The 14,614-nt window shown below is 35.8% G+C and carries 9 protein-coding genes; all 9 read right to left on the bottom strand.

The features are described 5' to 3' along the window. Nucleotides 1-68: 68 nt before the first annotated feature. A complete protein-coding gene (locus tag DXB63_RS00350) occupies nucleotides 69-2,708 on the bottom strand; it encodes an alpha-L-rhamnosidase (protein ID WP_122124385.1) in 2,640 nt (879 codons plus the stop codon). A gap of 17 nt (nucleotides 2,709-2,725) precedes the next feature. Then, nucleotides 2,726-4,123, bottom strand: a complete 1,398-nt coding sequence (locus DXB63_RS00355) for an MFS transporter (protein ID WP_122124386.1) — start codon at nucleotides 4,121-4,123, stop codon at nucleotides 2,726-2,728. A 16-nt stretch (nucleotides 4,124-4,139) separates the two neighbouring features. Next, nucleotides 4,140-5,309, bottom strand: coding sequence for a glycosidase (locus tag DXB63_RS00360; RefSeq protein WP_122124387.1), 1,170 nt, complete (start codon nucleotides 5,307-5,309; stop codon nucleotides 4,140-4,142). Nucleotides 5,310-5,336: 27 nt separating this feature from the next. Then, nucleotides 5,337-6,698: a DUF4038 domain-containing protein gene (locus DXB63_RS00365; protein ID WP_122124388.1), complete on the bottom strand. Its 1,362-nt coding sequence runs from the start codon at nucleotides 6,696-6,698 to the stop codon at nucleotides 5,337-5,339. A 4-nt stretch (nucleotides 6,699-6,702) separates the two neighbouring features. Then, a complete protein-coding gene (locus DXB63_RS00370; RefSeq protein WP_122124389.1) occupies nucleotides 6,703-7,743 on the bottom strand; it encodes a glycoside hydrolase family 5 protein in 1,041 nt (346 codons plus the stop codon). A 24-nt stretch (nucleotides 7,744-7,767) separates the two neighbouring features. Further along, nucleotides 7,768-10,323, bottom strand: a complete 2,556-nt coding sequence (locus DXB63_RS00375) for a glycoside hydrolase family 2 TIM barrel-domain containing protein (RefSeq protein ID WP_122124677.1) — start codon at nucleotides 10,321-10,323, stop codon at nucleotides 7,768-7,770. Nucleotides 10,324-10,479: 156 nt separating this feature from the next. Next, nucleotides 10,480-11,571, bottom strand: a complete 1,092-nt coding sequence (locus tag DXB63_RS00380; protein ID WP_122124390.1) for a glycoside hydrolase family 5 protein — start codon at nucleotides 11,569-11,571, stop codon at nucleotides 10,480-10,482. Between the two features lie 75 nt (nucleotides 11,572-11,646). Beyond that, on the bottom strand, nucleotides 11,647-12,819 hold the full coding sequence (locus DXB63_RS00385; protein WP_122124391.1) for a glycan-binding surface protein: 1,173 nt from the start codon (nucleotides 12,817-12,819) through the stop codon (nucleotides 11,647-11,649). A gap of 31 nt (nucleotides 12,820-12,850) precedes the next feature. Further along, complete coding sequence (locus tag DXB63_RS00390) at nucleotides 12,851-14,614, bottom strand: RagB/SusD family nutrient uptake outer membrane protein (RefSeq protein ID WP_122124392.1); 1,764 nt, start codon at nucleotides 14,612-14,614, stop codon at nucleotides 12,851-12,853.

Raw genomic sequence — 14,614 nt, forward strand, 5'->3', positions numbered from 1 at the left:
TAAACAAGAGACATGATAGATAACTCGAATAAAAACGCACAATAAAGAAACCTTTTAAACACAATTTATCACTCTATTTTAAGTTTAAATACGTGTTTTCCAGCCGACAAATGTTGCATACCTTTTTGACTTACTCCAACATCCGGAATAAACGTAGCAGAAGTTCCCGCTGGAATTTCTATCGAATATTTAATTTGATTATCCTTCTCCTTTATCCAGCTAATATTTAACCATCCATATGGCGTATTATATCGTATGTTCAAGAAATCTATATCTTTCGGAAAAAATGGGCGTAACCATATATGTTTGAATCCAGGTTGATTCTCATCTATTTGTATCCCTCCCAAACTCTTATACAACCATGCCCCAATTTCTCCAAACATGATATGGTTTAAAGAATTATCTATTATAACATCCATACGCCAATTTTCATGTAGAGTTGTAGCCCCACTAGTAATCCAATACCCCCATGAAGGATAAGTTTTCTGAGTAGCTACAGTATAAGCAGTCTGCGCATACCCATTATCCGAGAGTGCATTCAACAAAGCCTTACTACCTAATAGTCCTACGTCCAAATGATTATTGTTTCTTATCACTAAATCATTAAGATTTGAAGCCACTTTAGTTTTATATTCTTCAGGAACAACATCCCAATATAATGGCATAGCTAACTCCGTTTGTGTTCCGTTTGCATAGATCCCTGTCTCGGTATTTAAAAATTGACGGTTTACGGCAATCTTTATTTTCTCTGCCAATTTTCCATAATAACAAGCATCTTCCTGATTTCCAAGCAATGCAGCTGCCTTTGACAAAATCATGGCATCTACATAATAATAAATAGATGAAGTCAAAGTTACATCACTCTTCGAATGTACTGGTACCCAATCTCCCAATCCCCAATCCGTGAGATTATTTTTGGAAATAGACTCAATATAAGTTACATATTTTTTAATAGATTCATACATTCGTCTCAGTAAAGTATCATCTCCATAGAATCGATAAATTTCCCATGGTATAATCGCAATGGCACTTGTCCAATCTACTCCATTAGCCCAATCAAATCCCCATACAGATGTCGGTATAATACAAGGAAGAACTCCATTTGTTTTTTGCTCATCGCAAAAATCATTCATCCATTTTTCATAAATAGAAATTACATCATAATTATACAAACCTGTTTCTATAGTTATATGCGCATCCCCTGTCCATCCATTTTTCTCCCGTTGCGGACAATCAGTAGGATAACCAAATAAATTCGCCAAATAAGAACTATTGGTTGCCGCCCAGATTTTATTCAACAATTCCGAAGAAGAATTCCAATAACCAATTTGTGGAACATCACTGTGCATTTCGATTGCTATCAAATTTTCTTCTGAAAGATCAATCGGTAATGACGAAGAAACTTCTACAAATTGAAAACCTTTATAATTAAACTTAGGCGCAAAAATATCTTCTTCCCCACTGAGTATAACAATATCTGTCTGGAAAGGATCACTATCATCCATTGGACGATAATGATAATCTATATTAGCCAAATTGACCGTACCATCCTCATTTAATAGTTCTCCATGCTTTAAACGGAGTATTGTTCCTTTTTTACCTTTAACTCTCAATTCTGTAATACCCGCTATATTTTTGGGGAAATGATATACATAACAATTATCATTTATCTTTATACATTTTAAGGCCATATAACATGCCGTTTTACGTATAGGCTGAAGAACCTGAGAGCAGATTCTTTGAGTAGGAGAATTTGTTTCAACAGCATTTTTCCACAAGGAATCATCAAATCCCGGCATATTCCAACCTTTCATTTCTTTTCGGGCATCATAATGTTCAGCGGTATAAATGCTATTAAAAACAACAGGGCTATCAGCTGTTCTCCAAGTAGAATCTGTCGGTATATACGAAATGCTTCCATCTGCATATTCCAAGTATAATTGGGCCGCAAAACACGGACGATTCCGCCAAGATGCTTTATCAAAAAACCAGACAGCAGTAGATTGATGATTGTACCATCCATTACCTAATTGTATACCAATAAGATTTTCTCCGTCTCTAATAAAAGACGTAACATCATGTGTAACAGACAAAATACGTTTATCAAAATGAGTATACATCGGATCTAGACAATGATTACCCACCTTTTTCCCGTTCAAACTCACTTCATGTAACCCAGCGGAAGCTATTGTAAAAAACGCACGCTTTATAGACTTATTCAAACAAATTTGCTTCCTATAATAAGGAGAAGGATGATAATCAATATCATGTTCATCTGTTATCCATTTCCCTTGCCAATCATTTTCGGACATAACACCTGTTAAAAAAGATACAACAGGAGAAAGAATCCATTCTCCTTCTCTACTTGTTCGATAGCCTACTCTCCAATAATAGGTAGTATAAGGCTTAAGCGGCTCTCCATCATAAACAACTCTAATCCTGTCCTCCAACAATTTACTCCAACATGCATAATTATCAACTAATCGCGTAGAATCTGTACCCATCCATACTTGTACAGAAATTATGCTATCTTTTTCCAAGAAAGGAAGTTTCCATGATAATCTAGGAGTATTCGTATCAATGCCCAATGGATTCTCCATATTCTCACATTTCAAATCAAAAGGTAGTTCCACTGTAGAAACAGTACAAGAATGTAATATCAAACAAAGCACTATATAAAATGAATATTTGATTTTGATAAGAGTCATATAAAATAATTTAGAAATTAATTATTATTTCTTCTTTGTTCCAATTCTGTCGAAATAGCATAAAGCTTCTTCTCGTCAAGTGGATAACGCGAAATGAAAAAAGCAGAAAGCATTGTGGCAATAGCCGGAAAAATACTCATCATCATACAAATACCTGTTTGAGCAAAATCAGACTGAGCAACATTAGCCTTAAAACCAAAGTAGGCTAATAACCACCCAGTCAATGCACCTCCAATAGTCCAACCGAACTTCTGAGACATAGAAGATGAAGAAAAAATCAACCCTGTTGCACGTCTTCCTGTTTTCCATTCCGAATAATCAGAGATATCTGCATACATCGACCATAACAATGGAGAAATAATTCCTGCACAAATACTAATCAATATTTGTAATATAAGAATACCCCAAACGAAATCTTTGGGTAAAAAATAAAAGAGCACACTTAAAATTGTAGCACAGACCATCGCTATAAAATATGTCCTTTTTTTCCCTATTCTTTTTGTCAATGTTGGAACAAACATAATCCCAAGAATGTTAGCAGCCTGACCCAAAACCAGATAAACCGTAACAAGAGTTATAGCTGTATTCATAAAAGAGAAAGAAAAGACATCAGAACTATCCACATAATATTTAAAATAAAACACAGCGGAACCATCACGAAGAGAATTAAAGACTAACGCCATAATTCCGGCTACCAATAGAATCCACCATGGTTTATTGTTTCCTAAATCTTTCAAATCTTCTTTTAATGACCCTTTCTCTTCTTCAATTGGTTTTACTCTTTCTTTTGTCCAAAAAAAAGTGAAAAGAAACATTCCTATTGCCATGATAGCAAAGACTACAGCTGCCATTTGCCAGCCAAAGGCTATATCCGGAAAACCTGCAGAAAGTTTCACTTTACTAAATATATCCACTAACGGTTCAATAAGAAACAAGACTAAAATACTCCCACCAAACGCAAATGTCATACGATAAGATGAAAACTCAGTACGAACTTGCGGATCAGCCGACATCACTCCCAATAAAGAAGCATAAGGAACATTAATAAGAGAGTAAACCATCATCATCAGTGTATAGGTAACATAAGCAAAAACTATCTTAGAGAGCATACTTTCACCAAAAGATGAAAAAGTTAAGATTCCGCAAATACCGAATGGAATCGCTACCCACAATAAATATGGTCGAAACTTGCCCCAACGAGAATTCGTTCGGTCACCAAGAATCCCAACAAACGGATCAAGAAAAGTATCCCATATACGGGTAATAAGAAACATAGTCCCCACTACAGCAGAAGAAATGCCAACGACATCAGTGTAGAAAAACAGTAGATACATGGTAAACAGTTTCCAAAACATAGAAGAAGCCGCATCTCCCAATCCATAACCTATCTTTTCTCTTAATTTTATGTTCTCCATAATACTTATTCTACGTTTAATATTTCAAATATTGTTTATTTTGATTCACCATTGCAATAATATTACGTACAGACTCAATAGAACGAAATCCGTCTGTAGGTGTATGTTTACAATAATCCACTAATTGTTCAACAGTAGATTCCGCAACATGAAGTCTCGTGTCTGATGAAGCATAATAAATATATACTTTCCCGTTCTCATCAACAATCCATCCGTTTGCAAATAACACATTAGAAACATCCCCTATGCGCTCTTCATTAACAGGAGCCATGAAATAGCCAGCTGGTTCAGCTATGATCTTAGTCGGTTCTTCTAATGATGTCATATATAAGTAAAGGACATAACGTAATCCTGCGGCACAAGCCCTGACTCCATGTGCTAAATGTAGCCATCCTCCTGACGTTTTTATCGGATGTGGGCCTTCCCCATTCTTAACTTCTTTAATCGTATGATAAAAACGTTTATTTATAATTATTTCATTTTGAACTTCTGCATGACAAATATCCTCAACTAAAGCCCAACCGATCCCCCCTCCGTTGCCAGCATCAATGAAGCCGTCTTGGGGACGCGTATATAATGCATACTTCCCATCTACAAATTCCGGGTGAAGCACCACATTACGCTGTTGGCTTTTAGATTTCAAATCAGGTAAACGTTGCCATGTTCTCAAATCTTTAGTACGAGCAATTCCTGCGACAGCTATTGCAGAGGATAAATCTCCCGCAAGAGCATTCGGATCTTTGCGTTCTGCACAAAAAATACCATATATCCATCCGTCCTCATGAGCAGTCAAACGCATATCATACATATTTGTATCAGGGACTCCCGTTTCAGGCATTTCTATCGGATAATCCCAAAAACGAAAACCATCTACAGGGCTTTCACTTTCTGCTACAGCAAAGAATGATTTACGATCAGCTCCTTCAACACGTGCTACTAGATAATATTTTCCATTAAGTTTTATTGCTCCAGTATTCATTACGGCATTGATTCCGATACGTTCTTCCATAAATGGATTTCTCTTTTCATCAAAATCATATTTCCAGATTAACGGAGTGTGATCAGCCGTTAACACAGGATAATAATAACGGCTATAAATACCATTGTTTCTGTCATACTTCTTATTTCTTCTACTAATAAGAGCTTCATATTCTTTTCTTAACTCTTCCAGTCTACTATTACTCATATCAATTATATTTTAATCGGTTTATGATTATTCAATTATTAGCACCCAATCGTTTCCTTTCCCCATAGAAGGAGCATACGCAGAAAATTCACGTAAATCTACTTTTTTATAAAAAGAATTCTCTCCCGTTCGAGGATTCATCCAACTCAATGTTTTCTGTTTTTTATCCATTTGGGATATCCGAAGCGTGATTTTACCACCTTCAGGTAAATAAACCAACAAGTATTTATGATTGCCAAAAGCTACCGGATAATTATCATCAGACATCTGACTATTACAAATAACATTTTGTTGCTGTGATCCTTCCCTAAAATCGTATTTTTCCCATAACCTACGAAAATGAATCAAATCCCACGCACCAGGTTCATTCAAAGACTCATTCCATGGTTTATTGGCATTACACATCGGAGTATGTTTATAATCAAACATCTGCCAAACATTATTACAACCATAAGTATATCCGCAAGCTCCACTAAACATACTTTGATAGAGTGTAGTACGTATATCATAATCATTAAATCTTCCATTCTCTACTTTAAAACCAATAGGAATACCTTCATAACGAGATTCCCCATCCAGACACGGTTTATGAGGCTTTTTTTGCAGGTCTGGTAATAGTAGCTTACGATAAATAGCATAGTTACGTTGTGCATGTCCTGTCTGAATCATATTAAAACTCAACCACTCCTCGTCATGAAACCAAAAAGAAGAAGAATGTTCTCCATGCGGATGAAAAGTCATCAAATGACCCTGATCAATACTTCTAATGCCATTAGCCAAAGCATTCCATATCCGAGATTTATTCCCTTCTCCACTTCGATCACCTCCTATTATCCATATCAGATTAGGCACACTGACATAACGAGCGCCAAGCCACTGCCCATAATGAAAAGCATTCTCTTCATTAAATATTTCCGGTCCCATCCCCCATTTCTTGTCAACCTTATCTCCCCATGTCGGTAACAAAGCCACATATAATCCTTTAGAAGCAGCACAAGCCAACACTCGATCCACACGTGCAAAATAATTTGAATCAGGTCGGTTAATATCTCCATTTATTAACTGCCTATATCCACAAGCTGTTATATTATCAATACCATTTAATTCATCAAGAATAACAGTTTGAATAACAGTTACTCCTTTCTCTCTCCGATCCTCCATATAATACTCTGTTTCCTCATCAGTCAGACGACTAATAAGTTCCCATGCAGTGTCACCCAAATATAAAAAAGATGTACCATCACCGTATTCAAGATAAGAGCCAGAGGAGTTTACCCTCAGAGCACCTCTAGAGAAGTCCGCATTATTCTTTTGCCATCTATCTTCTTGTGCCTGAATAGTCCAAACACCAAGCATGAATAAAAAATATAGAGAGATACGTTTTAGCATATATTCATTTCTTTTGAATACTTAAATATTTTTCAACAACAGCCATTTGCGGGCGATCCAAACTATCTTGCGGAGTAATAGACATGAAATAATCTCCCCACCATGGACCAGCAGCCCAATATGTTCCATTAATATTATGTTCTTGCAAATAAGACAGAAAACGGTTCAAAACTTCATTCCAACGCACATCATTATCTGGTATACCATATTCACCTATAAAACCACGCAAATTATACTTTTTTAACCAATCCACAAATGATCTTACACGATCAACACCTTTATCTGGATAGCAGCCTTCTTCTTCGTAAGAATATTTATAAGTTCCTGAGCCATCATTGTCAAAATAAACATGCGCTTCATAGGCTAGATTATTCATTGGATCTTTTAAATATCTAAGTGTATCACTTTGCTCCAACCAACGTTCAGCAGAAGACCAATCATTTCCTCCTACTATAATAAGGGTTTTAGTATCAACTTCCCTAATCGAATCAATAGCAGCTTGTGCCATATCGAACCAACTTATTTCTGAATCTAGGTTATGAGGTTCATTCATTAACCCATAACCATAAATATTTTTAAACGAAACAAATTCTTGTGCTATTAATTTCCAAAATGAAGCTAGATGTTCTATGCTTAATTCATTAGTACCTATTAAATTAGGTTCACCATCCATATAACGACGACAATAATTATGCAAATCCAAAATAACTACCATATTAAGCTTCTCAGCAGCCCGAACAAATTCTTTCATTTTATCAAGATCAGATTGGTTAAGAGGACCACTCAATTCTAATTGTAAGCGTTCCCATTTAAAGGGCATACGAATAAGTCTTAAACCTTTTTTATACCAATAATTAAGATCTTCCGCAGTAGGATAAATATAATCTTTACCATATTCTCCAGGAAAGACAGAACCAAAATCAGCACAAGCCAAATTCACGCCATAAGGTTCATCATCTTTTATATATTGCTTTTTATTAGAATTACAACCCGAAAAAATAAGGGACAATAACAATACGGAAAGAAATACTTTTACTTTTCTCATAATATATTAATAATGAATTATTTATTAAAGATTCCAACCTTTTACAACAACCGGAGAGTTCAAGTTTACTTCCAATGTTTTTGACTCTTGCGGATTTAACCATATATAGTTCTCTGATACGATTAGCTTATCCATTTGACCGGGAACTTCTAGATGTACCCCTATAGCCGGAAACTTCCCTTGATTAGTGATAGTTACCAAATTTCCATGACGTTGTATACATACTTCAGTTTTAGGCATAGATAAAATAGAACCCGGACATACTTCATAATTAGTAAAATAATAATTACGATAAATACATCTATTATCATAAATAATATCTACTAAAAAAAATAGTATAGATGATTTAGTAAACTGTCTATTTAAACTGATCTCACCTAGTTTTTTTACTGTATCCTCCCCCGTACTTATAAAATCTTCCGTATAAACGGTATCAAGATGATCATTCAAAACTGAAACACTTACCTGATATTTTTCACCCTTCAATTTTGAATTATCGTCTAATAAAAAAACCGGGAGATTCACCTTCTGACTCGCAAGATTTGTCCTGTCAAATAATATCACCGCGGCCAATGGAGCAAACGATCTCTGAACAAAATAATGTAAAGGTTTAATGATTCCATAATAATCCACACATGACCAAGATAAACCTGGGTAATTATCATTCATCTTATAATATAAAGCTCCTGATGTGGAAGGCCATAAAGTACGTGCTCTTTCCAATGTGTGCCGCACTCCTACAACTTGTGCAAGTTGTGACCCCAAAATATAGCTCTCCATCGAATCTTTTGGCATAAAATAACCAGAATACTGGGTTAATTTACCCATTTCCCCCATAGTACCAAAAATAGGAGTATGATGCACAAAATGACCATGTAATAATGGGGGCCATACATCTTTTTCTTCATTTAAATATCTTTTTACCGTCTCTATATGAGGTAAAGAGGGTATGCCAAATTCTCCCCAAAAAGAGGCTGTCATATTTAAATTATGATTTAAATGAGCACCATCCCACCAACAATCATAATTATGTTCACTTCCTCCCCATGCCTCACCACGATGAAAAGGTCGTGTCCCATCTAACTCAATACTTAACCTACCCATCATATCTATAGCCGGTCCAAAAGGCTTGTCTGATTCATTACCCGCTCCCCACATTATTAAAGACGGATGGTTTCGTAAACGCTTGGTATTTCTTTCTACTGTTTCCTGCAAGATTCCATATGGCTGTGTATTATGACTATTCCAGGCTGTAGGCCACTCTTGGATAACCATAATGCCATAAGCATCACAAAGCTCATAAAAATCATTTGTCTCGGGCATACCTCCCCCCCAAGCCCTAAGCATTTGAATGTGTTGTTTTTTTGCTATTTGGAGGAAATGTTCATATTTACTACGTGAAAAATCCATTAACGCATCCATCGTACACCAACCGGTTCCTTTCACAAACATAGGTTTATCATTGATAACAAATGTCCAATTATACTGATCTTCTCTCATTCCACCTGGTAACGGATTCATCTGAATAGTACGGATTCCAAAAGAAGCCGTCACTTGAGCAGTTCTTCCTTCTCGTGGAATAAAACTCAAATTCATATTATATAGTGCCTGTTCACCCGTATCATTAGGCCACCACAAACGTGGATTTTTTACTTTAAAATTAAGATACAAGTTCTCTTCCTCGCTTTTACAATTTACTTTAAAACTAAAATATTGCTTTTCACCGTTAAAATTCTTTGGATAAACTTCTACATATAGAACACCCTGCAATGGTGATAAATTTTGCTTCAAATAAACAGCCAAACGCATATTACCATTAAGATCACGCGTAGAAACAAAAGGATCTTTTATTTCTACATCAGCTTCTTCCGTTAGCCAAACACTACGCCAAATACCCAATGAAGGAATTTGCGCATAATGCCATCCATATACACAATTAAAAACGACAGTATACTTCCAACTTTCATTCGCATTAGGAGGCCAATTACCAAAAAACATTTGCGGTATGGCCTCTAATTTTACAATTAACGTGTTTTTCTCTTTAAGATATTTTCCTACGGAAAAATCTGGTCCACCAAACATTCCTTCATGTGTTCCTAAGAGTACACCATTGAGCCAAGCCGTACATTTATTTGCAATTCCTCCAAAAGATAATCTAGCATTAACAGGAATCGTTTGAAGCTCAAAATCTCGTTTTAGCCACCATATTTTATAAGATTGTTTTTCAGCAATAGAATCATTCTGACCGATATACGGATCCGGAATATATTGATTTTCAATTAATGCCGTATGTATGCTACCCGGTATATGAGCTGGCATACTATCATCCCAAGGAGCTAACAAACGCCCTTCGTTTGTCCCTCCTTCTGCCAGTTGCCAAACTCCATCCAACGAAACTTTAACTAAATCAGAGATTTCAAATGAATTCAATTCGGTTTCAGACATATCTATTCCTGTCATTTCTATCGGAGAAGCTTTTGCAGCAAAACTATTACGATCAATTTCATCCATTGACTTTTGCGCATTAACCACAGATTCAGAAATGAATAAAGCAATGATAAAAGTTATTCCTGTTTTTATAAATAGCATATCCTTTTGTGTTTTATCAAATTCTCCTTGAAGCATTGCATTATTATTGCAAGAGTGTTAATTCATTACTACTGGAGCATTATTCAACGTTCCTTGAAGTATTTAACAACTCTTCAAGAAGAATCCTTACTATTCTAATATACCCTATTACTGCCAGACACTTTTATATTTCAAAAGTATTTCCATTTGCGGACGATCTTTGGTATAGTTTTCTGTTGGCTGTATTGCTAATGGATAATCTCCCCAACGTGGTCCAGCAGACCAATATGTTCCATTTACCCCATTATCCTGCAAATACTTTAATGCCGCATCCAGAATATCTAACCAACGACCATCCTTATCCGGGACACCATATTCTCCAACAAATCCCCGTTTATTATTCTCTTGTAACCATTCAACAAAAGGTCTAAGGCGAGCTACTCCTGTTTGAATATTTGCCCCATCCTCATCATAATCTTTAGCATAATTGCCGGATGTATCATGATCAAAATAAACATGTGCCTGAAATATCAAATTATTACTGGGATCAATCAAATCTTTCAAATTATCACTAACTTCTTTCCAACGTTTGGCAGAGCTGAATTCGTCACCACTAACAACAATTGTAGTTTTCGTATCAACAGTTCGTATGGCATCAATACATGCTTGCGCAATATTAAACCAAGGTGTTGTCTTCAACATAGCATTGGGTTCATTCATAATATCATATCCCCATATGTTTTTATAATCCTTGAACTCCTTAGCTAGTTTTATCCATACATCACATAAATTTTCAATTGTGCAACGTGAATTACCAATGATCGCATATTGATTATTTTTTGAGTCTTTACCATCACAATAGATACAATAACGTCCAAAATTATGCATATCCAATAAAATCTGCATATTCCGTTCCTCTGCAGCCTTCACAAACAGTTTCATCTTCTCCAATTCTGTTGTATTCAATTCACCATTCATAGCCGGTTGAATACGTTCCCAACGAAAAGGAAAACGTATTAAATAAAGTCCTTTTGCTTTAAAATAATCAAGATCTTTTTCTGTCGGATATCCATAATGAGTTCCATCTATACCCGGATAAATACCACCAAATTCTGCTCCGGACAAATTGACACCAAAATAAACTATTTTTTTCTCAGGCTTATTGCCACTATTTCCACCGGAATCCGGCTCTTCCGATTTGGAACAGGCAAAAAACAATAAAGAAATAATCAATGATAACGACAATAAATTTTTAAACATATCATAATCTTTTTAATGGTTTATCTAACAAAGAGAAAGCATGGCGATATGACATACCCTCGTTGTTATTACAATTTATTTATGCACAAACCTGAAATTACACATACTCAAATCAAAATCTTGTTCAGACTCCGGTGAAAATACAATTTTAAATGCTGTATTAGTAGTAGGGTCAATTGGATTTGGTAACATACCTTCCGTATCTGCACTAATACGTATGGTTTGCCATCTCCCATAAGTATTAACAGGTAAACCATCTTTAGCCGGATACCATCCATAATCCCCCAAAATAATTCGACTTATAGAAGAAATAGGATATTTAACTCCTGTACAAATTTCAAACCTTAAATCATAAGAAGCCGGATTCGTAGCAACTTCAGCAGGGACTTTAATATATCCAGCCCACATCACCATCCATCCCCAAGCTTTTACAGAGTTATTAAAACGAATATATTTCCCTCCTTTCGTCAAAGGTTCAGGCTGTCCGCTCAATGTTCCGTCACACAAAAAATTAACAGGAGCATCAGGAAATTGGCTGGAATGAGTAAATGCTCCTTCACCTGGCCAATTATTAAAATCAAATAACTGAGAAATACCAGAATCCATATATGACAACTCTATTGGTAACTCCATATTGGAACCCTTAATAGACACCCTTGAATTAGCAGGTGCATTAGCCGGAATCTGTATCGTTAATTCCGTACGGGTTGCGCCAATAACATTAACAGGTATATCTCCTATATTCACAACTGCTTCCTCAACAGTAATTCCATAAAGATCAAAATTATCTCCGGAAACAGTTGTTGTATCACCTGGTTGTGCAAACTCATTCTTAAGCCCTTCTATTCTCAAATCCGGAATAGACACAACAAAGGGCACAGTCGTACTTCCATGTTCGGTGGTAATATAGATCTTATTCGTAACTTCTTTGGGAAGAACACGCGGAACAGGCGCAAGTAACATGTCATAATGTGAATAAATATCTTTTCTATCAACCTCTATATCATTGAACTTAAGAGAGACTACATCTCCCAAATTTGTACCTTCTATTCGTACAATATCTTCAAAGTTTGCTCCATCAATAGAAAATTCCGCATCTTTTGCTAATACGATTTTTTCAACAGCGGGAGCAGCGGTAGACGGTCGATTCTCTTTTGCTTTTAAGTCAGCAATCTCAACAATATCCGTACAAGACACAAAAATAAATACTGATATTACCAATAGAACCAAATATTCAATCTTTTTCATAATTTGTCCTTTTTAATAGTTACTCTCATAATTAATCCCATCCTGGATTATTTTCACTAATACCCTGATTCGTTAATATTTCAAGAGTGGGTATCGGAAATAATAAATGTTTATTTGAACGTTGTTTTACATTATTGGCCTCATCCATACCACCAAGTGCATTCATTGCTTTCAAATAAATACCCCAACGTATTAAATCCCAACGTCGGTCTCCCTCCATTGCCAACTCCATAGCACGTTCTTCAAGAATCGCAGACCGCAAACTTTCCTTGTCTGGGAAGTTTACTAATTCTTTAGAAGTCGCATTACTACGATTCCGTACATTATTCAAAGCATTTACAGCTTCTTGTGTCGGTCCATTAACTTCATTAGATGCTTCGGCAAAAATCAACACAACATCAGCATAACGCAAAAATGGATAATTTGCATCTGTACGCTGTTGTGTCTGATCCGTTATTTGCTGTAAATATTTAGTAGTAAACGCAAAGAACTGTTCCGAGCCAGCTTCATCACATCTCCATCCAGCCGTTACCTTAGCATTATCAAACGGAGGTTCTTTAGACTCTACCATACGTTGCCATTTGCCAAAATTAGGATAATAAGACCCTCCTCCCCAACTAGTGTCAGAGTTCTCACGAATCCAACAATGCAAAACTCCTTTATCTATGCGATAATCTTTTTCTTCAAATAGTAAATACCAGTGTTTTCTACATCCTACAGTTAAACTATTATCAATATTACCTGCTGCATTTAATTTTCCACAATAATGATAACTAAACAAAGTACCATACAATTCATCACCGGATTTAGATTGCAAACTGAATAAATGTTCACTACATGTTTTCCCAGATGAAGACCAGATCAAATCATAAGATTCCAATTTATGATTGCCATACAAACCTCTTATAATATCTCCCGCTATTTGATATGCAAAACTATAATATTCATTGGACGAAAACTTCTCATATCCTGCCACTTGATCTTTAGCAAAGATAGTAGGCACCGGTTCAGTATAAACTTTAGTCATAGTCCCATTTACATTTTGTAAGACAAACGGCACACCAGTTTTAACTGTAATGCTTTCTCCCTTTTGCATGGAAGCTGAACCTATTGTCGCATATACTTTAGCCAACAAACCAGCTGCAGTTGCTGCACAAATTCTTCCTGGTTTAAAATTGCTATCTGTATTTTTATAAATCATATCTTTAGCTTCCTTAAGTAAAGGTATAATGGTTTCCGTATAAACTTGCTCAATAGGGACACGCGGGCTATTAGTGTATTGTCCCGATTCATTCACACTCACAGAATAAACAGGTACTGCTCCATAAGCACGTACTAAATAAAAATATGCCCATGCTTTCATGAAATAACATTCACCTAATACATTTCTTCTATGCGCTTCTGTCACATTTTTCAATTTATTAATCTCAAAAATAGCGATATTAGCACGATTTATCAATGCATACATCCCATTCCATAGAGCATCAGCCTGCCCATCTCCTCCCTGGAAATTACCACTACCAAATTGGCTAAACTGCCATACAGCACCAGAGATATAATCACAATCATAGTCTAACGGACGAGGAAAGCTACCATAACGGAACATTGATTCATGTAGCGTATTATACACTCCGACTACCCACATGTCAGCACCATTATCGGAATCTTCTACATCATCCGGACTAATGAAATCAAAAGGTTTTTCTTCCAACATGCTCTCACAAGATGTTATTAATGGAGTCGACAATACACTCCCCAATAATATCAGATATAAAAAAATATATTTCTTTTTCAT

Source organism: Bacteroides sp. OM05-12, assembly GCF_003438995.1.
GTDB lineage: Bacteria > Bacteroidota > Bacteroidia > Bacteroidales > Bacteroidaceae > Bacteroides.